Below are 25027 nucleotides of genomic sequence, written 5' to 3' on the forward strand. Positions count from 1 at the left end.
CCGCAGCCCCAGGGCCTTTTAACTGAACAGCAAACGCGGCGAGCCGTTCGGCTCGCCGCTTTTGACTTTTTGAGGCGAAAATCGAAAGGGGAAGGGCAGGGGTTTCATGAGCAAACGGAATGCCATCCATTCCGATTTGGAATGACCATGCCGCCGATTATCTCGTATAATGAGAGACAAGATCAGTACTGACACAGACCCAAAACGAGGAGGTAAGTTCTATTGAAGATTAAAAGCATTGACGTCTTCCTGCTTGATGGCGGCTCTCCCGGCTGGCGGCCCATTGTTTGCCGTGTGAACACCGACGAGGGGATCTATGGCTATGGTGAGGCGTCTGTAGGCTTTGATACCGGCGCAAGCGCTTCGTACCGCATGATCCAGGAAGTGGCTCCGCTGGTGATCGGCATGGATCCCATGGCAACGGAGGCCGTTTGGGATCGGATGTACACCCAGACCTTCTGGGCACAGGGCGGCGGCACCGTGATGTTCTCTGCCATCAGCGCCATCGACATGGCCTGCTGGGACATCAAGGCAAAAGCCCTGAACGTGCCCCTTTACAAGCTGCTGGGCGGCAAGTGCCGCGACAAGCTGCGCGCCTATGCCAGCCAGCTTCAGTTCGGCTGGGGCAACGGCATGGTGTTTGACCGGGGCTACAAGACCGAAGACCTGGTGGAGCATTCCCTCAAAGCGGTGTCCGAGGGCTTTGACGCCATCAAGATCAACTTCATCACCTACGACGCGAACGGCGGCCGTCTGGGCTTCCTCAAGGGCCCCATCCATCCGAAGGTGCGCGCCCTCATTGAGGAGCGGGTGAGCGCCGTGCGCAGCGCGGTGGGCGATAATGTGGACATCATCGTGGAGAACCACGCCCGTACCGACGCGGTGTCCGCGGTGGAGATGAGCGAGATCATCAAGCCCTACAACATCATGTTCATGGAAGAGACCTGCACCCCCATGAATCTGCAGGTGGTGGAGACCGTGCGCAAGCGTTCCGCCATCCCGCAGGCCGGCGGCGAGCGGGTGTACGGCAAATACCACTACGCGAACCTCATCAAGCAGGACGCGTTCCAGGTCTATCAGCCTGACCTGGGCACCTGCGGCGGCATCACCGAGGCCATGAAGATCGCCTCCATGGCGGCGGCGGTGGACGCGGGCATTCAGATCCATGTCTGCGGCAGCCCCATCGCCATTGCGGCGTCTCTCCATGTGGAGTCCTCCATCCCCAACTTCGTGATCCATGAGCATCACGTCACCAACCGCAGCGAGAAGAACATCCGCCTGGGTGTTTATGACTACCAGCCCGACAAGAACGGCTTCTGCAGTGTGCCGGAGCTGCCGGGCATCGGTCAGGAACTCTCGCCCTGGGCCATCGAACATGCGCTGGAAAAGTGCACCGTGGAGGGAGAATGATATGAGCACACAAGAAACAGGATTGAAGCGGCAGATCGGCCTGTTCGGCGCAGTGTCCATCCTGGTGGGCGCCGTCATCGGTTCGGGCATCTTCATGACCCCCGGCACCGTGGCCGCGGCGGCCGGCTCCTTCGGCCCGTTCATGATCGCCTGGGTGCTGGCGGGCGCCAGCGGCATCCTCTGCGCCCTGGTCTACTCTGAGCTGGCTCCGGCCATGCCGGAAGCCGGCGGCCCCTACGTCTACATCACCGAGGCCTTCGGCAAGCCCGGCGGCTTTGTGTACGGCTGGTCCATGACCATCGGCAACTACATCCCCCTGGTGGCTATGCTGGCCACCGGCTTTGCCACCAACCTGGCAAAGCTCATCCCCGGCATCACCCCCACCGGCATCAAGATGATCGCCACCGCCATCATTCTGGCGCTGATGATCCTGAACATCTGCGGCACCAAGCTGGGCTCCACCGTGGCCAACATCTTCACTGTGGGCAAGCTGCTGGCCCTGATCCTGGTGATCGTGGGCGGGTTCGTTATCCTCTCGCCCGAAAACTTCACCACCGTGGTGCCTGAGGCGGAAAGCGCCTCCTGCGGCGTGCTGAGTGCGGCGTTCCCCGCCTTCCTGGCCTTTGGCGGCTATTACCAGCTGGCCTACATGGCCGGTGACATCAAGGACCCCAAGAAGACCCTTCCCAAGGCCCTGATCATCGGCATGCTCATCGTTATCGCCATCAACATCCTCATCTCTGTGGCTTGCGTCGGCTCTGTGGGCTTTGCCGCCCTGGCCGGCAGTGAGACTCCCGTGGTGGACGCCGGCACCGCCATCTTCGGCCAGGCCGGTACCGTCATCGTGACCATCGGCGCCTGCGTGTCCATCTTCGGCGCGCTGAACGGCGGCATCATGAGCTATCCCCGCGTGACCTTCTCCATGAGCCAGCACGGCCTGATGTTCAAGTCCTTCGGCCGCCTGCACAGCAAGTTCAACACCCCCTATGTTCCCACCCTGTTCATCTGCCTTGTGGCGCTGATCTTCGTGTGGACCGGTTCCTTCAGCACCCTGCTGGCCATCAACGTGTTCGCGGGGCGCATCCTGGAGTGTGTCGTCTGCCTGTCGCTGTTGGTGCTTCGCAAGAAGAAGCCCGACCTGGAGCGTCCTCTCAAGATGCCCGGCTACCCCGTTACCACCGTTTTGGCCATCGTTATCACCCTTGCCATCTGCCTGACCTGCACCCCCACCCAGATGCTGCAGAGCATCGGCCTGATGGCAACCTCCATTCCCGCCTACTTTGTGTTCCATGCGCTGAGCAAACGCTCCGCCTGATCGACAAAGCAAGACCGGCGGCCGCCCTTTTCGGGCGGCCGCCGGTTTTTGTTTGTCGGAGGGGATCGCTCTCACAGAAGACGCAGCCGACTCAGCAGCGCGCGCAGGTTGGGGTTTTTGCTGTCCTTGCGCCAGATCATGGAGACGCCCTGTTTGAGAGCGTAGCTTTCGGGCAGGTCGCAGCCGGTGATGTTCTTGTTGCTTGCCAGGTTCACATAGGGGCGAAGCAGTGTGATATAGCGACCGGTGGCAAGATGCAGCAGCACATCGTTGTAGGAGTCCACGATTTTGATCCAGGCGGGAGTGAAGGGCAGCAGGTTGATCATGCGGTATCCGTCCTGTTCGATGAGATACTTGGTGGTAATGAGCGGATAGCGGGAAAAGGCGTCCATCGGGATGGGAGTGTCCAGCTGCGCCAGAGGGCAGTTGCAGGAAAAATACACCCGGGGCGCGGACAAAGCCGCTATGTGCAATTTGATGTTGGGGTTCACAGGATTGGTGTCTGACAAAATGAACCCCATGTCCAGAGAGCCGTCCAGCACCGCTTTGAGGATCTCGCTGTTTTCGCGGCAGACCAGTTTGAGATTGAGCTTTTCCTCGAACTCTTTCAATGTGTCGAAAAAGTCCGGTATTGCGGAAAGAAAGTCGATGCTTTGGCAAAAACCAATGCGGAGCTCATCCTTGCTCAGGGCCGCCGAATCGTTCAAAGGATGCTCCACCGTGTCGTAGATGTCCGTGAGCTCGATGTCCAGCGCCACAGCCCGCTCGGTGGGGAAACTGCCTTGTTTGCTGCGGAAAAACAAAGGTTCGCCCACCACGCGCTCCAGCGCGCTGATCTCCTTGCTGATGGTGGACTGGGTGGTGTAAGCCAGCTTTGCGGCAGCGGAAAAACTGGTGCTGCGCATGGCGGCCCGAAAATACAAGATCTGCTGGAAACTGATGTCGTTCACCGAATGATTCCTCCTGTGGCGCGTCGCGTTTTGCCTTAAAGCGCAAACAGGGCGGGTGGCTGACGCCACCCGCCATATTTGTATAATTTTGAAATAATATTACGATTAGTAAAGCTTCTCCCGCTTCTGGTAATGGGTGTGCAGAATTTCGTGGGCCTTTTTGCTGCCGGGCTGACCCAGGAACTCCACATACACCTTCTTCACCAGCAGGTTCTCGTGGCTCTTGCGGATGGCGCTGCGCTCGTCCTGGTCGTAGAGGGCCTTGGCGCGCAGGGCCTTGATGTCGGTGAAGTTGCGCACGGGGGCGGGCTGGATGGGCTGGCCGCCGCCGTTGACACAGCCGCCGGGGCAGGCCATGACCTCGATGAAGTCATACTGCTTTTCGCCCTTGCGCACCATGTCCAGCACCTTGCCGGCGTTGGCGGTGCCGCTGACCACGCAGATTCGCAGGGTCAGGTCCTCCACCTGGTAGGTGGCCTCCTTGATGGCGTCGGTGCCGCGCACGGCCTCGAACTCCACCGGCTGCACCTCCTGGCCGGTGAGGGTCTCCACTGCGGTGCGGAGCGCCGCTTCCATCACGCCGCCGGTGGCACCGAAGATGTGCCCCGCGCCGGAGGCCTCGCCCATGGCGGGGTCGAAGTCCTCGTCGGGCAGGTCGTTGAAGCGCAGGCCGCTGCGGTGGATCATCCGGGCCAGCTCGCGGGTGGTGATGGACACGTCCACGTCGGGGATGCCCTCGCCGGCGGCGCACTGGTCGTCCCGGCCGATTTCCAGCTTCTTGGCGGTGCAGGGCATCACGCTGACGCAGTAGATGTCCCGGGGGTCAAGGCCCATCTTCTGGGCGTAGTAGGTCTTGCTCAGCGCGCCGAACATCTGCTGGGGGCTCTTGCAGCTGGAGAGGTTGGGGATGAAATCCGGGTGGAAGGTCTCGCAGTAGCGCACCCAGCCCGGGCTGCAGCTGGTGATGAGGGGCAGCGGGCCGCCCTCCTTCATCCGGTGCAGGAATTCGGTGGCCTCCTCCATGATGGTCATGTCGGCGGCAAAGTCGGTGTCGAACACGCCGTCAAAGCCCAGACGGCGCAGCGCCGCCACCATCTTGCCCTGCACGTTGGTGCCGATGGGCAGGCCGAACTCCTCGCCCAGGGCGGCACGCACGCTGGGGGCAGTCTGCACGATGACGTGGCGGGTGGGGTCGCCCAGGGCGGCCCACACCTTGTCGGTGTCGTCCCGCTCCACCAGCGCGCCGGTGGGGCAGACGTTGATGCACTGGCCGCAGCCGATGCAGGTGGAGTCTACCAGCTTGCCCTCAAAGGCGCAGGCGATGTGGGTGTTGAAGCCGCGCTCCACCACGTTGATAACGCCCACGCCCTGGTTCTCGGCGCAGGTGGAGATGCAGCGGCGGCAGATGATGCACTTGGAGTTGTCTTTCAGAAGGTGAGGCGCGCTGTAATCGTCCTGGCGCTCGGGCAGAACGCCCTCGAAGGAGTTGGACTTATCCACGCCGTACTGCTTGCACAGCCGCAGCAGCTCGCAGTCGCCGCTGCGCACGCAGCTCATGCAGTCCTGGTTGTGGGTGGAGAGGATAAGCTCCAGGTTGGTCTTGCGGGCGGCCTGGACCTTGGGGGTGTTGGTGAACACCTCCATGCCTTCGCTCACCGGGTAGACGCAGGCGGGCAGCAGGTTCTTGGCCCCCTTCACCTCCACCACGCAGACGCGGCAGGCGCCGTTCACCCGCTGAATTTCCTTTAAGTAGCACAGGGTGGGGATGGTGATGCCGATCTCGTGGGCGGCCTCCAGGATGGTGGCGCCCGCCGGCGCTTTGCAGGGCACGTTGTTGATTTTGAGATTGACCATTTCCATTGTTTGCGTCCTCCTTTAACCCTTGCTGATGGCGCCGAAGCGGCAGGTCTCCATGCAGGCCCCGCACTTGACACACTTGAGGGTGTCGATGTTGTGGGGGTTGCGCACGCTGCCGTTGATGGCGCCCGCGGGGCAGGCACGGGCGCAGAGGGTGCAGCCGCGGCACTTGGATTCGTCGATTTTATAGGTCAGCAGGGCCTTGCACACCCCGGCGGGGCAGCGCTTGTCCTGAATGTGGGCCAGGTACTCGTCGCGGAAGTACTGCAGGGTGGAGAGCACCGGGTTCGGGGCGGTCTGGCCCAGGCCGCACAGGCTGTTCTCCTTGATGAACTGGGCCAGCTCTTCAATGCGCTCCAGATCGCGCATGGTGCCGTTGCCGCTGGTGATTTTCTCCAGCAGCTCCAACAGGCGCTTGGTGCCCACACGGCAGGGGGTGCACTTGCCGCAGCTCTCGTCCACGGTGAACTCCAGGAAGAACTTGGCGATGTCCACCATGCAGGTGTCCTCGTCCATGACGATGAGGCCGCCGGAGCCCATCATGCTGCCGATTTCCATCAGGTTGTCGTAGTCGATGGGGGTGTCGATGAGGCTGGCGGGGATGCAGCCGCCGGAGGGACCGCCGGTCTGGGCGGCTTTGAACTTCTTGCCGCCGGGGATGCCGCCGCCAATTTCCTCCACGATCTCCCGCAGGGTGGTGCCCATGGGCACTTCCACAAGGCCCGTGTGCTTGATCTTGCCGCCCAGGGCGAACACCTTGGTGCCGGGGCTCTTCTCGGTGCCCATGCTGCGGAACCAGTCGGCGCCCTTCAGAATGATCTGGGGGATGTTGGCGTAGGTCTCCACGTTGTTCAGGATGGTGGGCCGGCCGAACAGGCCCTTCTTGGCGGGGAAGGGCGGGCGGGGCCGGGGCTCGCCGCGCATACCCTCGATGCTGGTCATCAGGGCGGTCTCCTCGCCGCAGACGAAGGCGCCCGCGCCCAGCTTGATGTCGATGTCAAAGGAGAAATCGGTGCCGAAGATGTTCTTGCCCAGAAGGCCGTACTCCCGGGCCTGCTGGATGGCGGTGGACAGCCGGTTCACCGCGATGGGATACTCGGCGCGCACATACACATAGCCCTGATCCGCGCCGATGGCGTAACCGGCAATGGCCATGGCCTCGATGACGCTGTGGGGGTCGCCCTCCAGCACGCTGCGGTCCATGAACGCGCCCGGGTCGCCCTCGTCGGCGTTGCAGCAGACGTATTTTTCCACCTTGCCCCGGTCGGCGCAGGCCAGCTGCCATTTGCGCCCGGTGGGGAAGCCGCCGCCGCCCCGGCCCCGCAGGCCGGAATCCAGCACCACCTGAATGACTTCGTCGGGGGTCATCTCGGTGAGCGCCTTGCCCAGGGCGGCGTAGCCGTCGAAGGCGATGTACTCCTCGATGTTCTCGGGGTTGATGACGCCGCAGTTACGCAGGGCGATGCGCTTCTGCTTTTTGTAGAAGGAGGTCTCGTCCAGGCTCTTGATGGAGTTGTCCTCCGCCACCGTCTCGTTGTAGAGCAGGCGGATGACCGGGCGGCCCTTGAGCAGGTGCTCGTTCACGATCTCCGCCACGTCCTCGGGCTTGACCATGCTGTAGAAGGTGCCCTCGGGGTAGATGACCACGATGGGGCCCAAAGCGCACAGGCCGAAGCAGCCGGTGCGGATGACCTTGACTTCATTTTCCAGACCGGCGGTTACGATCTCCGCCTCGAAGGCAGCGGCCACCTTGTCGCTGCCGGACGAGGTGCAGCCGGTGCCGCCGCAGATCATGACATGACTTCTGTACATTGGCTCTGCCTCCTTATTCTTCCGTGCCGGCCTGGCCGATGGTGTATTCGGTGACCACGTGCCCGCCCACCAGATGTTCCGCCACAACGCGGGCGGCCTTTTCGGGGTTCATGTGGACGTAGGTCACCTTCTCCTGCCCGGGCACAAAGACCTCCACCACCGGCTCGTACTTGCAGATGCCGATGCAGCCGGTCTGCGTGACCATGATGCCGGAAAGGCCCCGGCGGGCCACTTCTTCGGTGAAGGCGTTCAGAACGCCGCGCGCGCCCATGGCGATGCCGCAGGTGGCCATGCCCACCTGCACGCGGATGGGATTTTCGCCCGGCTCACGGGTATTCACGGTCTGGCGCATCCGGTCCCGGATGGCCGCCAGTTCCTGCAAACTTTTCATAAAGCGTTACTCCTTTTCCAAAATTTCGCGGATGTTCTCGGCCAGATACTCCCGCAGCCACAGGGCCACTTCGGGCTCGGCCAGGCTCACCCCGCCCAGAATCTCCCGCATCTCGCGGGTGTCGGCGCAAAAAGCGCCGCCCGGGCCGGTGAGGGTGAACACAAAATTAATGTGGGGGCTGCACTGGATGAGGCTCGCCACGCTGGCAGCCACGTCTCCCAGGGGCGGCATGTCGATGTGGTCGGTGCAGAAGATGGCGGTCACCGCGGTGCCCTTGCCCTCTTCGCTTTCCAGCGTCAGCTCGCCGCCGGTGAGCTCGGCCGCCATTTTCAAAAAAGGCAGCCCCAGCCCCACTTTGCGGCTGGTGCGGCTGGTGCAGAAGGGGTCGGTCACCCGTTTTGCCAGCTCCGGGTCCATGCCCTTGCCGTCGTCGATGATGGCAAGGCGCAGGCGGCGGGCTTCTTCGTCCACCGAGAGTTCGATGCGCACCAGCTTCGCGCCGGCGGCCACCGAGTTCTCGGCCACGTCCAACAGGTTCATCGAAAGTTCCTGCACCGCGCGCCCCCCCTTTTCCGGCGTTAGTCGGGGTATTTTTCCAGGATGCCGTCCAGATCGTCCACCGTCAGGCGGCCGTAGACGTCGTCGTTCACCATAAGTACCGGGGCCAGGCCGCAGGCGCCTACGCAGCGGCAGGCGTCCAGGCTGAATTTGCCGTCCGCCGTGCACTCGCCGCCGGCGATGCCCAGCTTCTCCTGGAGCTTTTCATACAGCTTGCCGCTGCCCTTCACGTAGCAGGCGGTGCCCAGGCACACGCTGATGCGGTATTTGCCCTTGGGCGTCAGGCTGAACTGGGAGTAGAAGGTGGCCACGCCGTAAATCTCGGCCAGAGGTTTGCCCAGCGCTTCGGCCACCATGCGCTGCACCTCGATGGGCAGGTAGCCGTAGATCTCCTGGGCTTTCTGCAAGGCGGGCATGACCACGCCGGGCGTGTCCTTGTTTGCTTCGAGCCAGGCTTTCAACTGCCCTTCCTGCTCGGGTGTGCCGGAAAACGGCACGGTGGAAAAGTGCCTCATAGTATCCCTCCTGATGGTTGGTCACGGGGGCAGCGGTCCCTGCCCATATGCTTCCATTATACCAGAAGGCTGTTATAAATTAAACAATCAAATACCGGAAAGGCGTATAAAATTGCAGCACGAGTTGATAAAAAACTGTTGAAAATGTCATCGACTTGCCCTTGCCAGGGGGTGGGGCATCTTTTATAATAAAAGGAAAGAGGCGGCCGGAGGGGCCGCCCCAGGGAAAAGGGGGAGCCTGCAATGACCATCGGAGAGGTGAGAGAGATTTTAAACGCCCGGCTGCATACGCCCGGCGCGGACCTGAATGCCCAGGTGCACACCGCTTGCGGCAGCGACATGATGAGCGACGTGCTGGCCTATGTGAAGGACCAGGCGGTGCTGCTCACCGGGCTGAACAACCCGCAGGTGGTGCGAACTGCCGAGATGATGGACATGGTGTGCATCGTGTTTGTGCGGGGCAAGCAGCCTCAGGAGCAGATCGTGGAGATGGCGGCCCAGCGGGGGATGGCGGTGCTGTCCACCGATCTGCCCATGTTCGCGGCCTGCGGCAGGCTTTACGAAAAGGGCCTGCGGGGAGGGGAAATGCCATGAGCGAGCCCATCCGGCTGGAATACACCGTGCCCGGCGACGACTTCGCCCGGGCGGGGGAGGCCAGCGCCGATCTGAAGGCCACCCTGAAAAAGCTGGGGGTGCCCGCGGCGGCGGTGCGGCGCATCTCCATCGCCCTGTATGAAGGGGAAATCAACCTGGCCATCCACGCGGGAGGCGGCAACATCGACGTGGCCATCGGCGACAACGATGTGGAGATGGTGCTGTCGGACCAGGGGCCCGGCATCCCGGACGTGGAGCAGGCCATGCAGGAGGGCTTTTCCACCGCCAGCGCCGAGGTGCGCAGCCTGGGCTTCGGGGCGGGCATGGGCCTGCCCAACATGAAGCGCTATACCGACGAGTTCCACATCCAGTCCACCGTTGGGGTGGGCACCACCATCACCATGCGGGTGAACATCGACTGAAAGGGCGACCCGGCGGGGGCCGCTTTTGGAGGAGATCATGGACCAGTTCGTTCATTCGGTCACGCTGGAAACGCGGCTGTGCAACGGCTGCACCAACTGCATCAAGCGCTGCCCCACCCAGGCCATCCGGGTGCGGGGCGGCAAAGCGGTGATCGAGGCGGAGCGCTGCATCGACTGCGGCGAGTGCATCCGGCTGTGCCCCCACCGGGCCAAGCGGGCGGTGAGCGACCCGCTGGCGCTGCTGGGGCATTTTGAGTACCGGGTGGCCATCGTGCCGCCCAGCCTGTATGTGCAGTATAACCATCAGAAGAATCAGGACCTTGTACTGGACGCTTTGTGCCGCGCGGGGTTTGACGACGTGTTTGAGGAGGCTGCCGCCGCCGAGCTCATCAGCGACGCCACCAGCCGCATCATGGCCACCGGCGGCGCGGCGCGTCCGGTCATCAGTTCCGCCTGCCCGGCGGTGACCCGGCTCATCCGGGTGCGCTTCCCCGAGCTGATCGACCATATGCTGCCCTTAGTGCCGCCCATGGAACTGGCGGCCCGCATGGCCAAGAAAAAGGCGGCGGAGAAAACCGGCCTGCCAGAGGAAAAAATCGGCTGCATCGCCATCGTGCCCTGCCCGGCCAAGGTCACCATGCGCCGGGCCCCGGTGGGCAGCAGCCGCAGCGCCCTGGACGGGGCGGTGTCGGCGGCGGAAATTTACCCCAAACTGCTGGCTTTGATGGATGGCAGCCGCACCCCGCCCCACCGGGCCAGCGCGGGCGCGGCGGGCCTTGCCTGGGCGGCCAGCGGCGGCGAGGCGCTGTGCCTCTCCGGAGTGGAGAACCATCTGGTGGCCGACGGCATGGAGAGCATCATCCGGGTGCTGGAAGACCTGGAGGACGAAAAATACGACCAGATCGACTTTGTGGAGCTGCGGGCCTGCCCCGGCGGGTGCCTGGGCGGCTCGCTGCAGCTGGAAAACCCCTACATCGCCCGCACCAAGCTCAAGCGGATGCAGCGCACGGCGGCGGGGGCGGTGAACCGGCTTTCCGGCGGGGTGCCCACCGAGATGCTGTGGGACACCGACCTTACCTATGCCCCCGTGCTGGAGCTGGGAGCCACCCGGGTGGAGCGCTTCGAGCGCTACAACCGGATGCAGACCATCCTCAAGACCCTGCCCGGGCTGGACTGCGGCGCCTGCGGAGCCCCCAGCTGTGAGGCGCTGGCGGAGGACGTGGTGCGGGGCGCGGCCCAGGTGAGCGACTGCGTGCTGCTGCGCTGCCGCCAGCTGGAAGCCCGGCTGCGGTCGAAGGAGAGAAAAGGAGGGGCCGGGGAATGAACACGAAAGACCTGCCCGCGGTGTGCGGTTTTTCACCCCTTGTGACGGGCGAGGACCGGGAAATCGAAGGGATTTTCACCGGCGACCTGCTCAGCTGGGCCATGGGCCGAGCCAAGGAGGGAGACGCCTGGTTCACCGTGATGGGAAACGTGAACGCGGTGGCGGTGGCCTCTTTGGCGGACTGCGCCTGCATCGTGCTGTGCCACGGCGCGCAGCTGGACGAGACAGCCCGCCAGCGGGCGGAAGAGAACGGGGTGCAGGTGCTGGCCACCGACCTGCCGGAATTTGAGGCGAGCCTCGCTTTGGCAAAAGCCATGGGCCTTTAAAAAAGGAAAGGGGGAGAAGGGCGATGCGGTACGATCTGCACCTGCACACCTGCCTTTCCCCCTGCGCCGACCGGGACATGACCCCCGCCACCGTGGCGGGGCTGGCAAAGCTGGCGGGAGCCGGGCTCATCGCCATCACCGACCACAACAGCGCCCTCAATCTGCCCGCGGCGGAGCGGGCCTGCCGGGAGTACGGCCTGCGCCTTCTGCCTGGGATCGAGGTCACCACCGCCGAGGAAGTGCACCTGCTTTGCTACTTCAAAACGGTGGAGGCGGCGCTGGACTACGGGCGTGACCTTTACGCCGCGCTGCCCGCCTTGCCCTGTGACCCGGTCATCTGGGGCGAACAGTGGGTGATGGACGAGGAGGACAAGGTGCTGGCGAAGGTGGACAAACTGCTCACCGCCGCCTGCGCCTGGCCGCTGGAAGAAGCGGCGGCCCGCTGCCGGGCTTTGGGGGGCGAGCCAGTGCCCGCCCACGCCGATGCCGAGAGCTACTCCGTCTTTGCCATGCTGGGTATGCTGCCCGCCGAGGCGGGCTTTCGGGCGGTGGAGCTGCGGCGGCCGGAACTGGCCGCCGAATATCAGCGGCGGGGCCTGCTGCCTCCGGGGCTGGAGGTGCTCTTCTCCTCCGACGCTCATTTTCTTTCGGCGGTGGGTGTCAAGCTGGGCGATCTTGCGCCGGACAGTGTGCTGCGAAATTTGCTGTAAAAGGAACAAAAGGCCGCCCGGGGGGCGGCCTTTTTATTGTGTTCATTCGGCCAGCGTCTCCAGCGCCGTGCCGGGATAATAGTGGGCCAGAATTTCGGCGCAGGACTTGCCGGTGAGGGCCATGGCGCTGGCGCCGTACTGGCTCAGGCCCACCCCGTGGCCGTAGCCCTTGGTGGTCACCGAGAACACCCCGTCGGCATACTGGATGGAAAAGCAGGCGCTGCGCAGCCCCAGCGCCGTGCGCAGGTCGGTGCCCCGGATGAACACCCCGGCGCACTGGATCTCGTCCACATAGCCGGCGGCGGTGTAGCTGGCCTCGCCGAACCAGCTCTCCGGCTTGCCCTGCTCCGGCTGGGCCCCCGGCACCGCCAGCACGATGGCGTCGTACATCTGCTGGGTGGTGTAGGTCACCGTTTGCTCGTAGCCCTCGGCGGTCAGATCCAGCGTGGAGTCCACCCCGGCCAGATAGGGCAGCGCCTCGCTCCACACGTTCTCGCTGGCCTCGGTCTGCCCGTTGCTGATGGCGTGGTAGCAGGCCGCGGCGGGCGCGCCCTCATAGGTGAGCACCTGGTGCAGGATGGGGGTGAACAGCGCCTCCAGCCGGGTCCAGTTCGCCTCAAAGGCCTCGCCCCAGTAGCTCTGCAAAACTTCCCGGGTCATGTAGCCCTGTCGCCGGGCCGGGTCGGCGGAAAACCACGCCCCCTCCAGCTTGTCCGCCGAGGCCCGGTCCCGCTGGTACAAAGCGTAGCTGTGGCTGGCGATGGCCTGGGCCTTCAGCGCCTCGTCCGGCCAGGTGACGGGCATCTCGCTGGCCGCCGCCCCGATGAGGTATTCCAGCAGCGGCACCTCCAGCACCTGCTGACTGCCCGCGTCCCACAGGCGGATCACCTCGCTGTCGGCGCTGCCGGTGTCCCCCGGCTCCTGTTCCGCCTCGGGCGCCAGGAACTGGGCGGCGGGGCTTTGGTTCGTCTGGGCGGACTCCGGGGCGGAAGATGCGCCGGCCTCGTCGCCGGAGGCCAGCGCCGGAACGAACAGGCTCACCAGCGGCAGACAGTAGGCGAGCAGGGCGAACAGGGCAATGGGAAGCAGGGCGCGTTTCATAACATCCTCCTTTTTTGCCGCCCTTGCAATTTAAGGGCAAAGCGTGTAATATGAAGAACATATATAAATAGGGATGAACGGCCGCGGGACGCGGCGCAAGAAAAGGGAAAGTATCAAACAGAGAAAGGGGAAAACGCCATGGCGGTGGAAAAGACCCGGCTCGCGCCGGAAACCATGAAATATCTATGCAGAGAGTATCTGGAAAATAACTACATCGACCCCGAGACCAGCGAGCGGCTGGGAGTCAAGCGGGGCCTGCGCAACCCCGACGGCACCGGTGTGCTGGCGGGACTGACCAACGTCTGTGACGTTGTGGGCTACGACAAAACCGAGGACGGCAAGGTGGTGCCCATTCCCGGCAAGCTCATCTACCGGGGCATCAACGTGGAGCAGCTGGCGGAGGAAGCCTATCAGAAGGACCGCTTCGTGTTCGAAGGGGTCATCTGGCTGCTGCTCTTCGGCACCCTGCCCACCTCGGCGGAACTGAAGGAGTTCGGCCAGATCCTGGACAGCCACCGCGCCCTGCCCGACGGCTTTGCCGAGGACATGATCATGAAGGCCCCCAGCCCCAACATCATGAACAAGCTGGCTCGTGGCGTGCTGGCCATGTACAGCTACGACGAGAACCCCGAGGACCTGAGCCTGGAGAACCTGCTGGAGCAGTCCATCAGCCTCATCGCCGGCCTGCCCACCATCATGGTGAACGCCTGGCAGATCAAGCGGCGCATCTACGACCACCAGAGCATGTTCTTCCACATGCCCATCCCCGGCCAGAGCACCGCCGAGCACATCCTGGCCACCTACCGGGCGGACCAGAAGTTCACCCATGAGGAGGCCAAGCTGCTGGACCTGTGCCTCATGCTCCACGCGGACCACGGCGGCGGCAACAACTCCGCTTTCACCTGCCGGGTGCTGTCCTCTTCGGGCACCGACACCTACTCCGCCATCGCGGCGGCCATCGGCAGCCTGAAAGGCCCCAAGCACGGCGGCGCCAACCTGAAGGTGATGGAGCAGCTGGAGCACATCCGCGCCGGAGTGGAGAACCACACCGACGAGGACGAAGTGCGGGAGTTTTTGCGCAAGATCATCCGCCGGCAGGAGGGCGACGGCAGCGGCCTGATCTACGGCATGGGCCACGCGGTCTACACCCTCAGCGACCCCCGTGCCATCATCCTGCGCCAGCACGCCAAGGACCTGGCCTTTGAAAAGGGCTTTGAGGACGAGTTCAACCTGCTGTGTCTGGTGGAAAAACTGGGCCCGCAGGTGTTCGCCGAGGAGAAGGGCAACAAGACCGTCTGCGCCAACGTGGACCTTTACAGCGGCCTGATCTACAATATGCTGGGCATCGAGCCGGATCTGTACACCCCGCTGTTCGCCATCAGCCGCATCCCCGGCTGGTGCGCTCACCGCATCGAAGAGGTAATGTTTGCCAACCGCATCATCCGCCCGGCCTACAAATATCTTGGCGTGCGGCAGAAATACAAGACCCTTGAGGAACGCTGATGAAACGCTTTGCTGCCTTTTTGCTTTTGCTGGTCTCGGCCGCGGCGGGCGTCGCCCGCTGGCTGGACGTGGTGAACTATACCGACCTTGACACCGGCTTCGTCACCTGGGGCCCCGCCTGGGCGCGCTATGCCGTGGCCGGGGGCGTGCTGCTTCTGCTGGCGCTGGGCGCGCTGCTGGCGGCCCGCCGGCCCGCCGCCCTCTGCGGCCAGAGCACGGCCCAGGGCGTGCTGTGCTTTCTGACGGGCTTTGGCTTCGCCGCGCTGGCGGGGGCGGAGCTGGCCGGCTGGGCGCAGCTGGACGCCCTCGGCAAAGCGGGCGCGGTGCTGTATCTCATCAGCGCCGTGTGGATGCTGCTGCTGGGCCGCAGCCGGTTCACCCCCGAGTTTGAGGCCCCCACCCGCAGCGCCCTGGTGGGCGTGGCGGGCACCCTCTCGCTCTATCTGCTCACCATCTCCCGCTTCGGCCTTGCCCCCACCGGCATGGCCCGGGTGGACGCCAACTTTGCCGCCCTGGCGGCGCTGGCTGCGCTGCTGTTCTGCACCGCCCAGGCCAAGGTAGCCTATGTGCCCGGCGGGCGCAGCGGCGGCTGGGTGTTCTTCACCGGCGGCGCGGCGTTCCTGTTCTGCACCTGCTTGGCGCTGCCCGGCGTGCTGGCCCGCTTCCTGGTGGGCCTTGCCGGCGCGGCCGACCTGGCCGAGGGTGCGGCGCTGGCGCTGGTGGGCGTGAGCGGCGCGGTGTACGCCTTCGGCACTGTGGGCGACGAAGCCCCCAAAACCGGCGACATGTAAAAACTGTGTTAAATCCGCGGCCTTCGATTGCTTTCGACGGGCCGCGGGAGTATAATGAAGATGTTGAAAAGGGAGTAGTGTAGGCGGCCTTCTCTGGCCGCCCTGCCGCATCGCCAACATTCCCGGCCTTTGTGCCTGGCGGCGCGGACCCCCACCGGTGGTCACAAGACTTTTCAGCAGCCGCGAAAAGCGGCTGCCGGGGAGTCTTTTTTCTTAACTTGCCCGGCTTACATAAGCGCCGGGCCGTTTTTTTGCCCGGCTGCAGACAGCCGGGCTTTTTTGCTGCCCGGGGAACGGAGGAACGCAAATGGAAAACTGGTACGAAAAAACGACGCAGCAGACGCTGGACGAGCTGAACGTCACCGACGGGGGCCTGTCCGCGGCGGAGGCGGCCCGCCGGCTGGAACAGTACGGCGAGAACAAGCTGTCGGAGGGCAAGAAAAAAAGCGCCTTGCAGGTATTTGCCGAGCAGTTCAAGGACCTGCTGGTCATCATCCTGGTGGCGGCGGCGCTCATCTCCCTGGCCAGCGGCCAGAGCGAGAGCACGCTGGTCATCTTCGCGGTGCTGCTGCTCAACGCGGTGCTGGGCACCGTGCAGTACCTCAAGGCGGAAAAGAGCCTTGAGAGCCTGAAGGCCATGTCCGCCCCCACCGCCAAGGTGCTTCGGAACGGCGAGACGGTGGCCCTGCCCTCGGCCCAGGTGGTGCCCGGCGACGTGGTGCTGCTGGAGGCCGGCGACATGGTGGTGGCCGACGGCCGGCTGCTCAACAGCTGGTCGCTGAAGATCAACGAGAGCAGCCTCACCGGCGAGAGCGAGCCGGTGGAAAAGACCGACGGCGCGCTGGAAGGGGAGAACATCCCCCTGGGCGACCGCAAGAACATGGCCTTCTCCGGCTCCCTCGTCACCTACGGCCGCGGCCTGATGGTGGTCACCGGCACCGGCATGAACACCGAGATCGGCCACATCGCCGCGCTGATGAACCGCACCCAGCAGCGCAAGACCCCCCTGCAGCAGAGCCTGGACGCCTTCAGCGGCAAGCTGGCGGCGGTCATCATGGCCATCTGCGGCGTGGTGTTCCTTCTTTCCATCTTCCGCAGCGGCATGCCTGTGCTGGACTCTTTGATGTTCGCCGTGGCGCTGGCGGTGGCCGCCATCCCCGAGGCCCTCAGCTCCATCGTCACCATCGTGCTGGCCATGGGCACCCAGAAGATGGCCCGCCAGAACGCGGTTATCAAGGACCTGAAGGCGGTGGAAAGCCTGGGCGCTGTGTCGGTCATCTGCTCCGACAAGACCGGCACCCTTACCCAGAACCGCATGCAGGTGCAGAAAGCCTGGGTGGCCGGCGAGGAGCTGGACGCGGCGGATATGGCCGCCAACGACCCGGCCCAGACCCTGCTGGCCGAGATGGGCATGCTGGCCAGCGACGCCAGCATGAGCGAAGAGGGAGCGGTGGGCGACCCCACCGAGATCGCCCTGGTGCAGCTGGGCCGCGGCATGGGCATGAGCGAGCAGTCCCTGCGGGCGAGTTATCCCCGCCAGGGCGAGCTGGCCTTTGACTCCGACCGCAAGCTGATGAGCACCCTCCACCGGCTGGACGGGGCGCGCACCCTCTACACCAAGGGCGCCATGGACGAGCTGCTGGCCCGCTCCACCCGTATCCTCACCGCCGAGGGCGAGCGGCCCATCACCGCCGAGGACAAAGCCCTTCTGACCGGGGTGAACGAGAGCTGGTCCGGCCAGGGGCTGCGGGTACTGGGCTTTGCCCGCCGCACGCTGGAGGAGAACGAGCCGCTGACCATGGCCAGCGAGCGGGACTTCACCTTTGTGGGCCTGGTGGCCATGGTGGACCCGCCCCGGCCCGAGTCCATCCAGGCGGTGGCGGACGCCCGCCGCGCCGGCATCCGCACCATCATGATCACCGGCGACCACAAGGTGACCGCCAGCGCCATCGCCGCCCAGATCGGCATCATGCAGCCGGGGGACCAGGCGCTGGACGGCGCGACGCTGCAAAGCATGACCGACGAGCAGCTGGACGAAGTGCTGCCCAAGGTGTCGGTCTACGCCCGGGTGTCGCCGGAGCATAAAATTCGCATCGTGGAGGCCTGGCAGCGCCGGGGCAGCATCGTGTCCATGACCGGCGACGGCGTGAACGACGCCCCCGCCCTTAAGCGGGCGGACATCGGCGTGGCCATGGGCATCACCGGCACCGAGGTCAGCAAGGACGCCGCCTCCATGATCCTCACCGACGACAACTTCGCCACCATCGTGCGCGCGGTGGTGAACGGCCGCGGCGTCTACGCCAACATCAAAAACGCCATCCAGTTCCTGCTTTCCGGCAACACGGCGGGCATCCTGTGCGTCCTGTGGGCCTCGCTGGCGGCGCTGCCGGTGCCCTTCCAGGCGGTGCACCTGCTGTTCATCAACCTGCTCACCGACAGCCTGCCCGCCATCGCCATCGGCATGGAGCCCGTGGGCGACGACCTGCTGGACCAGCCTCCCCGCGACCCCAAGCAGCCCCTGCTGGATAAGGGCCTGCTGGGCGCCATCGGCGCACAAGGGCTGCTGATCGGCGCGGCCACCATGACCGCCTTCTATCTGGGGCTTTCCGCCGGCGGCGCGGCCATGGCCAGCACCATGGCCTTCGCCACCCTGACGCTGGCCCGCCTGTTCCACGGCTTCAACTGCCGCGGCCGGGCTTCCATCTTCAAGCTGGGCTTTGCCGGCAACTGGTACTCCCTGGGCGCCTTCGTCCTGGGCGTGGCCCTGCTGGCCGCGGTGCTCTTCGTGCCCGGCCTCTCCGGACTCTTCGCCGTGAGCGCCCTCTCCGCCGCCCAGCTGGGGCAGATCGCCCTGCTGGCCGTGGCGCCCACCGTGGTCATCCAGCTCTACAAGATCATCAAGCGCTGAAATATTAAAAGGCCCCTTGGATACGATTCGTACCCAAGGGGCCTTTTAATATAATCATAATCCCACAGAGATGATGGGAGAAGTCTAATTGATAGACTACATAACACACAATATTAGTCTATCCACTTACCAGTGGTTAGATCAACGAATTGGGCAAGTTTGATTGTGCCCTCAAAGTCTGCACCATATTTTTGCGCGCGAGTTTCATCATCAAATTTAAAACTGATATTATATAGTTTTCCGGTTTTGGTCTTGCGAATCAAATTATTATCTATCATAAACTGGATAACTCTACGGTGGTTATCTATGTCATCAAAATTTAAGTAAAAACAGGTGACACCCATTTTTTCGCCGGTTGCTTCCATGTCGGTACATTTGCATTCATAACAGACATTTTCTGTGATTGCTTTTTCACACATGTGCATGGCAAATTCTTGATTGCTGAAAAAATACATCCATTTACCGCACTTGTGTTTTTTTAGCCTTTTCGCTTTATCGCTGAAATACCAGCACCAGCCTCCGAATCTGTCCATTTTTTACACCTCCTAAAAGTTATGTATCCTCGGCGGTCAGCTCGCCCCGCAGGCTGCGGCACATCAGGCCCTTTACCTCGGCGGCGGTCAGCCCCTTGCTGAACAGGTAGTAGAGCTTGGCAACGGCGGCCTCGGTGGTCATGTCGCAGCCGCTCACCGCGCCCGCCGCCGTCAGCGCCGCGCTGGCGGCGTATTTGCCCAGCAGCACCCCGCCCTCAAAGCACTGGCTGCACACCGTCAGCACCGCGCCGTTCTGCCAGGCCTTGCGGATGAGGGGCGGCAATGCGCCCCGGGTGTCCGGGATGTTGCCCGCGCCGAAGGTCTCCAGAACGATGCCCCGCAGGCGGCTGGTCATGATGGGCTCGAACAGGTCGAACTGGATGCCCGGGAACACCTTCAGCACCCCGATGGGCACGTTGTCGAAGGGCACCAGCGCCGGCGGGCCTTCCGGTTCCGGGCGGCACAGGGCCGCCTCGTCGTAGCGGATGTTCACCCCCGCGATGGCCAGCGGCGGGTAGTTGGGGCTGGAGAAGGCCCGCAGGCCGTCCGCCGAGCGCTTCACCGCCCGGCAGCCCCGCAGCAGCTTGCCGCCAAAGTAAAGGCACACCTCGGCGGCCTTGCCCTGGGCCGCGATGATGAGGCTGGTGATGAGGTTTTCCCGCCCGTCGCTGCGCAGGCGGCACAGGGGGATTTGGCTGCCGGTGAGAACCACCGGCTTTTGCAGGTTCTCCAGCATGAAGCTCAGCGCCCCGGCGGTGTAGGCCATGGTGTCGGTGCCGTGCAGCACCACAAAGCCGTCGTAGTCGTTGTAGCGCTCAAAAATGGCCCGGCCCACGGCGTTCCATTCGTCCACCGCGATGTTGGAGGAGTCCAGCAGCGGGTCCATCTCCGCCAGCTCCCAGTCCGGCGCTTCGGGGCCGGTGAGCTCCGGCATCGCCGCCAGAACAGGCCCCAGATACCCCGGCCGGGGGGCGTAGCCCTTGGGGGTGGGCACCATGCCGATGGTGCCGCCGGTGTAGAGGATACAAATTCGCTTTTTCATGCCCTGCCTCCCGAAAATCGTGTACGTCCATTATAATACACCCTTTTTTGCGGGTCAATCGGGCAGGATGCACCGGGGGGAAAGCTGCACATACACCGGGCTGTACCGGTCGGCCAGCAGAGCGGCGGCGTGGGGCGGGCGGGGCAGCTTTGCCACCGGGCACAGCGGCAGCGACAGCGCCGCCGCCACCCCTTTGCCCGGGCGGCTCTCCAGCGTGAAGGCACCGCCGTACCGGGCCGCGAAGGCAGCGGCCAGCGGCAGCCCCAGCCCCAGGCCCGGCAGGCTGCCCGCCCCGGCAAAGGGGGTCAGGGCCAGCCGCTGGCGGTGGGGCGGGATGCCCGGCCCCCAGTCCCGCAAAAGCAGCACCGCCCGGCTGCCCTGGCGCAGACAGCGCACGCTCACCGCCGGCTTCGCCCCGCCGTACAAAAGGCTGTTGCACAAAAGATTCAAAAGCGCCGCCGCGAAGGCCGGCTCGGCGGCGGCCACCGGCAGCGGCTGGCAGCAGCCGGAAAACCGCAGCAGGGAAGGGGAGGTGGGGCACACCTCCCGCGCCGCCTCCATCAGCGCCCGGGCGCTGGCCGCAAGGTCCATCACCCGCGGCGGGCGTCCGCCCGCGGTGAGGTAGGCCCAGGTCTCCAGATTCTGCGCCGCCCGCAGGATGCGGTAGGCGGAGGCCCGCTGCGCCGCCCCTTCGGCCGTGAGCACCTCGGCGCACTCCGCGCGCAGCAGCGCCGCCGTGCGGCGGGCGCACTCCGCCTGCAGGCTCATGTACATTCCTCCCTTTGGCAGTGTTCTCCCTTTAGTGTGACGGCGCGCGGCCCGTTCATGCGCAGGTTGTACCTTCCAAAGTTTTCTTTTGCATTTTCGCGTTAAATTCTTCACAGCCCCTTGTGCTTTGAAAAAAATTGCGATACAATAAGACCAGCCGTGAGATGTTCCGCCCGCAAGGGCGTGACGCGAATCATAAGGAGGATTTTACAATGGCAGTGAAAGTTGCAATCAATGGTTTCGGCCGCATCGGCCGTCTGGCCTTCCGTCAGATGTTTGGCGCGGAGGGCTACGAAGTGGTGGCCATCAACGATCTGACCAGCCCCGAGATGCTGGCCCATCTGCTGAAGTACGATACCGCTCAGGGCCGTTACGACGGTCACACTGTGGTGGCCGGTGAGGACTCCATCACCGTGGACGGCAAGAAGATCACCATCTACAAGAACCCCAACCCCGCCGAGCTGCCCTGGGGCGAGCTGGGTGTGGACGTGGTGCTGGAGTGCACCGGTTTCTTCACCAAGAAGGACAAGGCCATGGCTCACATCGAAGCCGGCGCCAAGAAGGTCGTCATCTCTGCCCCCGCCGGCAACGACCTGAAGACCATCGTTTACAGCGTGAACGAGAACACCCTGACCGCCGATGACCAGATCATCAGCGCCGCTTCCTGCACCACCAACTGCCTGGCTCCCATGGCGAAGGTCCTGAACGACACCTATCCCATCCAGAGCGGCATCATGACCACCGTCCACGCCTACACCGGCGACCAGATGATCCTGGACGGCCCCCACCGCAAGGGCGACCTGCGTCGTGCCCGTGCCGGCGCCGCCAACATCGTTCCCAACAGCACCGGCGCTGCCAAGGCCATCGGCCTGGTCATCCCCGAGCTGAACGGCAAGCTGATCGGCTCTGCCCAGCGCGTGCCTGTTCCCACCGGCTCCACCACCATCCTGGTGGCCGTCGTTAAGGGCAAGGACGTGACCAAGGAGAGCATCAACGCCGCCATGAAGGCCGCCGCTTCCGACAGCTACGGCTACAACGAGGATCCCATCGTGTCCAGCGACGTCATCGGCATGACCTACGGCAGCCTGTTCGACGCCACCCAGACCATGGTCACCAAGATCGACGACGACACCTATCAGGTGCAGGTCGTGTCCTGGTACGACAACGAGAACAGCTACACCAGCCAGATGGTCCGCACCATCAAGTACTTCGCTGAGCTGTAATCGCAACGCACACAAAGCGGCCCCCGGCAAACGCCGGGGGCCGCTTTCATCTTTTTGCATAAATATTCAGGTTTGGGTGCTCTCGCCGCTGCCGTCGCCCAGGCCCAGCAGGCCGGGGATGGCGCCCAGCGCCGCCAGACCCACCAGCGTGAAGATGATGCGGCTGATGGTGCTGGCGGAACCGCCGAACAGCCAGCCCACAAGGTCAAAGCTGAACAGGCCGATGAGGCCCCAGTTCACACCGCCCACGATGAGCAAAGCAACACAGATTTTGTAAAACATCCGCATGAGGTCGTCTCCTCCCTTCCTGGCAGTAGTCTGCCCGGGGAAAGGGGCCTTTATGCAAAAAAGGGGAGGGGCGGGCATTCAGCGCCCGTCCCTCCCGCTGTGTGCAAAGGGGAAAACCGGCTCACCGGGCCGCGCCCAGCGCCTTGATGTCATCGTTGTCGGCAAAGGCCGCGACGGCAAAGCCCTGGGCCTCCAGCTGGCCGAACTGCTTGCCCAGCTTCTTGGCCTGGGGCAGCACCGTTACGGTGTACTGACTGCGCAGGTCGGCGGCCTTTTTCAGAACGTCGGCAAAGTCCGCGTCCGGCAGATAGAGCAGCGCCAGCCGGGCCTTCTCGGCGGGCACCGCAAAGCCCTGCCCGGCCAGAATGGCGCAGATGCGCTCAAAGCCGATGGAGAAGCCCACCGCAGGCACCTTCTGGCCCAGGAACTTGCCCACCATGTTGTCGTAGCGGCCGCCGCCCGCCACCGCGCCGGCGAAGGCAGCGCAGGTGACCTCGAACACGATGCCGGTGTAGTAGCCCTGGCCCCGCACCAGGCTGGGGCAGTAGGCGATCTTGTAAGCACCGCCGGCAAGGGCCTCCACCGCGGCAATGACCCGCTTCAGATCCGCCGCCAGGGCCGCGTCGTCGCACAAAGCGCTCACCGCGTCCAGGTCGGTGCGGCCCGCGGCCAAAAACTCGCCCAGCGCGGCCACCGCTTCGGCGGGGCAGCCCTTCTCGGTCAGCTCGCCGGTCACGCCCTCGGCGCCGATCTTGTCCAGCTTGTCAAAGGTGATGCACACGCTGTCTAGGCTGTCGGGGGCAAAGCCCATGCCGGTGAGCATCCCGCGCAGGATGCGCCGGTCGTTGATGTTCACGGTGAAATCCTTGAAGCCGATGTCCAGCAGCGCCCGGGCGGTCACGTCGATCAGCTCGATCTCGGCGTTGGTGCTCTCGTCGCCCAGGATGTCGATGTCGCACTGCACGAATTCCCGCATGCGGCCTTTCTGGGGCCGCTCGGCCCGGAACACCCGGTCGGTCTGGATGACCTTGAAGGGGGTGGGCAGCTTGTCCTTGTTGGCGGCGTAGTAGCGGCTCAGGGGCAGCGTCAGGTCATAGCGCAGGCCCATATCCGACAGGTCTTTCTCCTGCCCACAAGCCAGCGCGGCGGCCAGCTTGTCGCCCCGCTTGAGCACCTTGAAAATGAGGTTCAGGTTGTCGCCGCCCTCGCTCTTGTCCAGATTCTCCATATCCTCCAGCATGGGGGTGGCGATGCGCTGGAAGCCGCTGGCCCGGTAGGTGGCCAGGATGCGCCCCTGCACATAGTCCCGCAGGCGCTGTTCGTCGGGCAGGTAGTCCTTCATGCCCTTGAGCGGATTGATCTTCATGACTGTTCCCCCTGTATATAGATCTCTTTAACTTATATATCATAGCCTTCCGCGGCCGCATTTGTCAACCGGAAGGGGCCATACTAACGGCAAACGCAGCAAGGGGGAAGGGCAGATGCAATCTTTTTTGAAAAACCACCGCTGGACCATCCTGGCGGCGGGAGCCGCCATTCAAATATTGACCGGCGTTCCCGCCGCCTGGGGCGTGTTTCAGGGTCCGGTGCGGGCCGAGTACGGCTTTGACGAGGGCGCGGCCAGCTTTGTGCTCAGCCTCACCATCGGGGCCTTCGGGCTGGGGTGCGTGCTGGGCGGCTTTTTGCAGGACAAAGCCGGCCCCCGCGTCGCGGGTTTTGCGGGCACGGCGCTGCTGTCGGCGGGCTTTTTCGCCGCGGGCTTTCTCCCGGCGGAGCGGCCCTGGCTCTTTTATCTGTGCTTTTCGGTTCCGGTGGGCCTGGGCAGCGCCTTCCTCTATCCGGCGGTGATGGGCTGCGCCCAGAAGTGGTATGCCGACAAGAAAGGCCTGGCCACCGGGGTCATCGGCGGGGCGGTGGGCCTGTCCGGCGGGGCGCTCACGTTTCTGGTGCGCTTTGTGAGCGGGCGGTGGGGCGTCCGGGTCTGCTTCTGGGTGCTGGGCGGCCTGATGCTTGCGGTGTGCGCCGCGGGCAGCGCCCTGTTGGAAAATCCGGAAAACGCCCAGTCCCCGGCGAAAAGCGCCGGGCGGGACTTCACCCCCGGGCAGATGCTCAAGACCCGGCAGTACAAGCTGCTCTTTCTGGCCACCGCCCTGGCCACGCCGGCGGTGCTGCTGTTCAGTCCCGTCATTGTGCGGCTGGGGCAGGAGCGGGGCCTTTCGGAGAGCGCCGCCCATCTGGCGGTGGTCATCGGTTCCGTGGGCTCGGCGGCGGGGCGGCTGGCCATGCCCGCTCTCAGTGACCGCATCGGCCGCCGGGCGGCGGACCTTATTCTGTTCGCCGGTCTTTGCGGCCTGTCGGCGGCCTTCGCCTTCGCCGGGGGCTGGTGGGTCATCGCCGTCTACACCGCCCTGACCTTCTGCTATTCCGGTGAAGCCGCGGTGCTGCCCAGCCTGTGCACCGACCTGTTCGGCATCAAACACACCGGCGTCAACTACGGCTTTCTGGCGCTGGGCATGAGCGCGGGCAGCATCGGGTTCCCGCTGGCGGCGCGCGTTCTGGGGCTGGAGAGCGCCCGCCACTGGCTGGCCTGCGGGGCTGCCGCGGCGGGATTTGTCTGCCTGCTGGGGCTGCGTCCCACCGAAACGGGCGGGTCTCACAATGTATAAAAATGTCTCTTTTTGGTGCG

At 64.3% G+C, this 25027-nt stretch carries 25 protein-coding genes; 13 read left to right on the forward strand and 12 right to left on the reverse strand.

Going from position 1 to position 25027, the window contains the following annotated elements; all coding sequences use genetic code 11:
• From ACMNAY_RS06425 to ACMNAY_RS06435, 3 genes are all read left to right on the forward strand, one after another.
• On the forward strand, positions 1-192 hold a 192-nt coding region (locus ACMNAY_RS06425; RefSeq protein ID WP_418718831.1), incomplete at its 5' end, for a hypothetical protein.
• Positions 193-222: 30 nt separating this feature from the next.
• Positions 223-1410, forward strand: a complete 1188-nt coding sequence (locus ACMNAY_RS06430) for a mandelate racemase/muconate lactonizing enzyme family protein (RefSeq protein ID WP_394969074.1) — start codon at positions 223-225, stop codon at positions 1408-1410.
• A gap of 1 nt (position 1411) precedes the next feature.
• A complete protein-coding gene (locus ACMNAY_RS06435) occupies positions 1412-2725 on the forward strand; it encodes an APC family permease (protein ID WP_418718832.1) in 1314 nt (437 codons plus the stop codon).
• Between the two features lie 71 nt (positions 2726-2796).
• Here ACMNAY_RS06435 and ACMNAY_RS06440 read toward each other — a convergent pair whose 3' ends face one another.
• From ACMNAY_RS06440 to ACMNAY_RS06465, 6 genes are all read right to left on the reverse strand, one after another.
• Positions 2797-3675: a LysR family transcriptional regulator gene (locus ACMNAY_RS06440; RefSeq protein ID WP_418718833.1), complete on the reverse strand. Its 879-nt coding sequence runs from the start codon at positions 3673-3675 to the stop codon at positions 2797-2799.
• Between the two features lie 105 nt (positions 3676-3780).
• Positions 3781-5535 (reverse strand): NADH-dependent [FeFe] hydrogenase, group A6, encoded by a 1755-nt coding sequence (locus ACMNAY_RS06445; RefSeq protein ID WP_418718834.1) that lies wholly within the window; start codon positions 5533-5535, stop codon positions 3781-3783.
• A 15-nt stretch (positions 5536-5550) separates the two neighbouring features.
• The gene (locus tag ACMNAY_RS06450; RefSeq protein WP_418718835.1) at positions 5551-7344 is read right to left on the reverse strand and encodes an NADH-ubiquinone oxidoreductase-F iron-sulfur binding region domain-containing protein; all 1794 of its coding nucleotides are present in this window, start codon (positions 7342-7344) and stop codon (positions 5551-5553) included.
• Between the two features lie 13 nt (positions 7345-7357).
• A complete protein-coding gene (locus ACMNAY_RS06455) occupies positions 7358-7735 on the reverse strand; it encodes a (2Fe-2S) ferredoxin domain-containing protein (protein ID WP_418718836.1) in 378 nt (125 codons plus the stop codon).
• Between the two features lie 6 nt (positions 7736-7741).
• Positions 7742-8290, reverse strand: a complete 549-nt coding sequence (locus ACMNAY_RS06460; RefSeq protein ID WP_418718837.1) for an ATP-binding protein — start codon at positions 8288-8290, stop codon at positions 7742-7744.
• Between the two features lie 23 nt (positions 8291-8313).
• Positions 8314-8808 (reverse strand): NAD(P)H-dependent oxidoreductase subunit E, encoded by a 495-nt coding sequence (locus ACMNAY_RS06465; RefSeq protein WP_394969060.1) that lies wholly within the window; start codon positions 8806-8808, stop codon positions 8314-8316.
• Between the two features lie 243 nt (positions 8809-9051).
• Between ACMNAY_RS06465 and ACMNAY_RS06470 the strand changes: the two genes are divergently transcribed.
• From ACMNAY_RS06470 to ACMNAY_RS06490, 5 genes are read left to right on the forward strand one after another with little or no spacing between them, the layout of a single operon-like run.
• Positions 9052-9402, forward strand: coding sequence for a DRTGG domain-containing protein (locus tag ACMNAY_RS06470; protein ID WP_394969058.1), 351 nt, complete (start codon positions 9052-9054; stop codon positions 9400-9402).
• Positions 9399-9824 carry an ATP-binding protein gene (locus ACMNAY_RS06475; RefSeq protein ID WP_418718838.1) on the forward strand — a complete coding sequence of 142 codons (426 nt, stop codon included), beginning with the start codon at positions 9399-9401 and terminating at the stop codon, positions 9822-9824. The genes ACMNAY_RS06470 and ACMNAY_RS06475 overlap by 4 nt, the downstream gene beginning before the upstream one ends.
• Before the next feature lie 37 nt (positions 9825-9861).
• On the forward strand, positions 9862-11148 hold the full coding sequence (locus ACMNAY_RS06480; RefSeq protein WP_418718839.1) for a [Fe-Fe] hydrogenase large subunit C-terminal domain-containing protein: 1287 nt from the start codon (positions 9862-9864) through the stop codon (positions 11146-11148).
• The gene (locus ACMNAY_RS06485) at positions 11145-11474 is read left to right on the forward strand and encodes a hypothetical protein (RefSeq protein ID WP_418718840.1); all 330 of its coding nucleotides are present in this window, start codon (positions 11145-11147) and stop codon (positions 11472-11474) included. Before ACMNAY_RS06480 ends, ACMNAY_RS06485 begins: the two co-directional genes overlap by 4 nt.
• Positions 11475-11497: 23 nt before the next feature.
• Entirely contained in the window at positions 11498-12184 is a 687-nt protein-coding gene (locus ACMNAY_RS06490) for a PHP domain-containing protein (RefSeq protein ID WP_418718841.1), read from the forward strand.
• Positions 12185-12226: 42 nt separating this feature from the next.
• On the opposite strand, the gene spoIID is transcribed toward ACMNAY_RS06490, so the two are convergent.
• The gene (gene spoIID, locus ACMNAY_RS06495; protein WP_418718842.1) at positions 12227-13285 is read right to left on the reverse strand and encodes a stage II sporulation protein D; all 1059 of its coding nucleotides are present in this window, start codon (positions 13283-13285) and stop codon (positions 12227-12229) included.
• Between the two features lie 138 nt (positions 13286-13423).
• On the opposite strand from spoIID, the gene ACMNAY_RS06500 reads away from it, so the two are divergent.
• The 3 genes from ACMNAY_RS06500 to ACMNAY_RS06510 all read left to right on the forward strand — a co-directional run bounded on the left by ACMNAY_RS06500 (position 13424) and on the right by ACMNAY_RS06510 (position 18487).
• Positions 13424-14788 carry a citrate synthase gene (locus tag ACMNAY_RS06500; RefSeq protein WP_418718843.1) on the forward strand — a complete coding sequence of 455 codons (1365 nt, stop codon included), beginning with the start codon at positions 13424-13426 and terminating at the stop codon, positions 14786-14788.
• Positions 14788-15579 carry a hypothetical protein gene (locus ACMNAY_RS06505; RefSeq protein WP_418718844.1) on the forward strand — a complete coding sequence of 264 codons (792 nt, stop codon included), beginning with the start codon at positions 14788-14790 and terminating at the stop codon, positions 15577-15579. Before ACMNAY_RS06500 ends, ACMNAY_RS06505 begins: the two co-directional genes overlap by 1 nt.
• Positions 15580-15886: 307 nt before the next feature.
• Positions 15887-18487 carry a cation-translocating P-type ATPase gene (locus tag ACMNAY_RS06510; RefSeq protein WP_418718845.1) on the forward strand — a complete coding sequence of 867 codons (2601 nt, stop codon included), beginning with the start codon at positions 15887-15889 and terminating at the stop codon, positions 18485-18487.
• A gap of 113 nt (positions 18488-18600) precedes the next feature.
• Here the strand turns inward: ACMNAY_RS06510 and ACMNAY_RS06515 are convergent, their stop codons facing one another.
• From ACMNAY_RS06515 to ACMNAY_RS06525, 3 genes are read right to left on the reverse strand one after another with little or no spacing between them, the layout of a single operon-like run.
• Positions 18601-19020 carry a hypothetical protein gene (locus ACMNAY_RS06515; protein WP_418718846.1) on the reverse strand — a complete coding sequence of 140 codons (420 nt, stop codon included), beginning with the start codon at positions 19018-19020 and terminating at the stop codon, positions 18601-18603.
• 19 nt (positions 19021-19039) lie between these two features.
• The gene (ansA, locus tag ACMNAY_RS06520; RefSeq protein ID WP_418718847.1) at positions 19040-20062 is read right to left on the reverse strand and encodes an asparaginase; all 1023 of its coding nucleotides are present in this window, start codon (positions 20060-20062) and stop codon (positions 19040-19042) included.
• A gap of 54 nt (positions 20063-20116) precedes the next feature.
• Entirely contained in the window at positions 20117-20830 is a 714-nt protein-coding gene (locus tag ACMNAY_RS06525; RefSeq protein ID WP_418718848.1) for an ATP-binding protein, read from the reverse strand.
• Between the two features lie 212 nt (positions 20831-21042).
• On the opposite strand from ACMNAY_RS06525, the gene gap reads away from it, so the two are divergent.
• Complete coding sequence (gene gap / locus ACMNAY_RS06530) at positions 21043-22053, forward strand: type I glyceraldehyde-3-phosphate dehydrogenase (protein ID WP_418718849.1); 1011 nt, start codon at positions 21043-21045, stop codon at positions 22051-22053.
• 66 nt (positions 22054-22119) lie between these two features.
• Here gap and ACMNAY_RS06535 read toward each other — a convergent pair whose 3' ends face one another.
• Positions 22120-22341 carry a DUF378 domain-containing protein gene (locus ACMNAY_RS06535; RefSeq protein WP_394967080.1) on the reverse strand — a complete coding sequence of 74 codons (222 nt, stop codon included), beginning with the start codon at positions 22339-22341 and terminating at the stop codon, positions 22120-22122.
• Positions 22342-22462: 121 nt separating this feature from the next.
• On the reverse strand, positions 22463-23707 hold the full coding sequence (gene hisS / locus ACMNAY_RS06540; RefSeq protein WP_418718850.1) for a histidine--tRNA ligase: 1245 nt from the start codon (positions 23705-23707) through the stop codon (positions 22463-22465).
• Between the two features lie 115 nt (positions 23708-23822).
• Between hisS and ACMNAY_RS06545 the strand changes: the two genes are divergently transcribed.
• On the forward strand, positions 23823-25007 hold the full coding sequence (locus tag ACMNAY_RS06545) for an MFS transporter (RefSeq protein WP_418718851.1): 1185 nt from the start codon (positions 23823-23825) through the stop codon (positions 25005-25007).
• Positions 25008-25027: the final 20 nt, after the last annotated feature.

Source organism: Candidatus Allofournierella merdipullorum, from assembly GCF_048426865.1.
Taxonomy (GTDB): Bacteria; Bacillota; Clostridia; order Oscillospirales; family Ruminococcaceae; genus Allofournierella_A; species Allofournierella_A merdipullorum.

Excerpts from the sequence above, each read along its gene's own strand:
- ACMNAY_RS06435 (WP_418718832.1), top strand. The coding sequence starts at position 1,412 with ATGAGCACACAAGAAACAGGATTGAAGCGGCAGATCGGCCTGTTCGGC.
- ACMNAY_RS06445 (WP_418718834.1), bottom strand. The coding sequence starts at position 5,535 with ATGGAAATGGTCAATCTCAAAATCAACAACGTGCCCTGCAAAGCGCCG.
- ACMNAY_RS06450 (WP_418718835.1), bottom strand. The coding sequence starts at position 7,344 with ATGTACAGAAGTCATGTCATGATCTGCGGCGGCACCGGCTGCACCTCG.
- ACMNAY_RS06455 (WP_418718836.1), bottom strand. The coding sequence starts at position 7,735 with ATGAAAAGTTTGCAGGAACTGGCGGCCATCCGGGACCGGATGCGCCAG.
- ACMNAY_RS06465 (WP_394969060.1), bottom strand. The coding sequence starts at position 8,808 with ATGAGGCACTTTTCCACCGTGCCGTTTTCCGGCACACCCGAGCAGGAA.
- ACMNAY_RS06470 (WP_394969058.1), top strand. The coding sequence starts at position 9,052 with ATGACCATCGGAGAGGTGAGAGAGATTTTAAACGCCCGGCTGCATACG.
- ACMNAY_RS06475 (WP_418718838.1), top strand. The coding sequence starts at position 9,399 with ATGAGCGAGCCCATCCGGCTGGAATACACCGTGCCCGGCGACGACTTC.
- ACMNAY_RS06480 (WP_418718839.1), top strand. The coding sequence starts at position 9,862 with ATGGACCAGTTCGTTCATTCGGTCACGCTGGAAACGCGGCTGTGCAAC.
- ACMNAY_RS06485 (WP_418718840.1), top strand. The coding sequence starts at position 11,145 with ATGAACACGAAAGACCTGCCCGCGGTGTGCGGTTTTTCACCCCTTGTG.
- ACMNAY_RS06490 (WP_418718841.1), top strand. The coding sequence starts at position 11,498 with ATGCGGTACGATCTGCACCTGCACACCTGCCTTTCCCCCTGCGCCGAC.
- spoIID (WP_418718842.1), bottom strand. The coding sequence starts at position 13,285 with ATGAAACGCGCCCTGCTTCCCATTGCCCTGTTCGCCCTGCTCGCCTAC.
- ACMNAY_RS06500 (WP_418718843.1), top strand. The coding sequence starts at position 13,424 with ATGGCGGTGGAAAAGACCCGGCTCGCGCCGGAAACCATGAAATATCTA.
- ACMNAY_RS06505 (WP_418718844.1), top strand. The coding sequence starts at position 14,788 with ATGAAACGCTTTGCTGCCTTTTTGCTTTTGCTGGTCTCGGCCGCGGCG.
- ACMNAY_RS06510 (WP_418718845.1), top strand. The coding sequence starts at position 15,887 with ATGGAAAACTGGTACGAAAAAACGACGCAGCAGACGCTGGACGAGCTG.
- ACMNAY_RS06515 (WP_418718846.1), bottom strand. The coding sequence starts at position 19,020 with ATGGACAGATTCGGAGGCTGGTGCTGGTATTTCAGCGATAAAGCGAAA.
- ansA (WP_418718847.1), bottom strand. The coding sequence starts at position 20,062 with ATGAAAAAGCGAATTTGTATCCTCTACACCGGCGGCACCATCGGCATG.
- ACMNAY_RS06525 (WP_418718848.1), bottom strand. The coding sequence starts at position 20,830 with ATGAGCCTGCAGGCGGAGTGCGCCCGCCGCACGGCGGCGCTGCTGCGC.
- gap (WP_418718849.1), top strand. The coding sequence starts at position 21,043 with ATGGCAGTGAAAGTTGCAATCAATGGTTTCGGCCGCATCGGCCGTCTG.
- ACMNAY_RS06535 (WP_394967080.1), bottom strand. The coding sequence starts at position 22,341 with ATGCGGATGTTTTACAAAATCTGTGTTGCTTTGCTCATCGTGGGCGGT.
- hisS (WP_418718850.1), bottom strand. The coding sequence starts at position 23,707 with ATGAAGATCAATCCGCTCAAGGGCATGAAGGACTACCTGCCCGACGAA.
- ACMNAY_RS06545 (WP_418718851.1), top strand. The coding sequence starts at position 23,823 with ATGCAATCTTTTTTGAAAAACCACCGCTGGACCATCCTGGCGGCGGGA.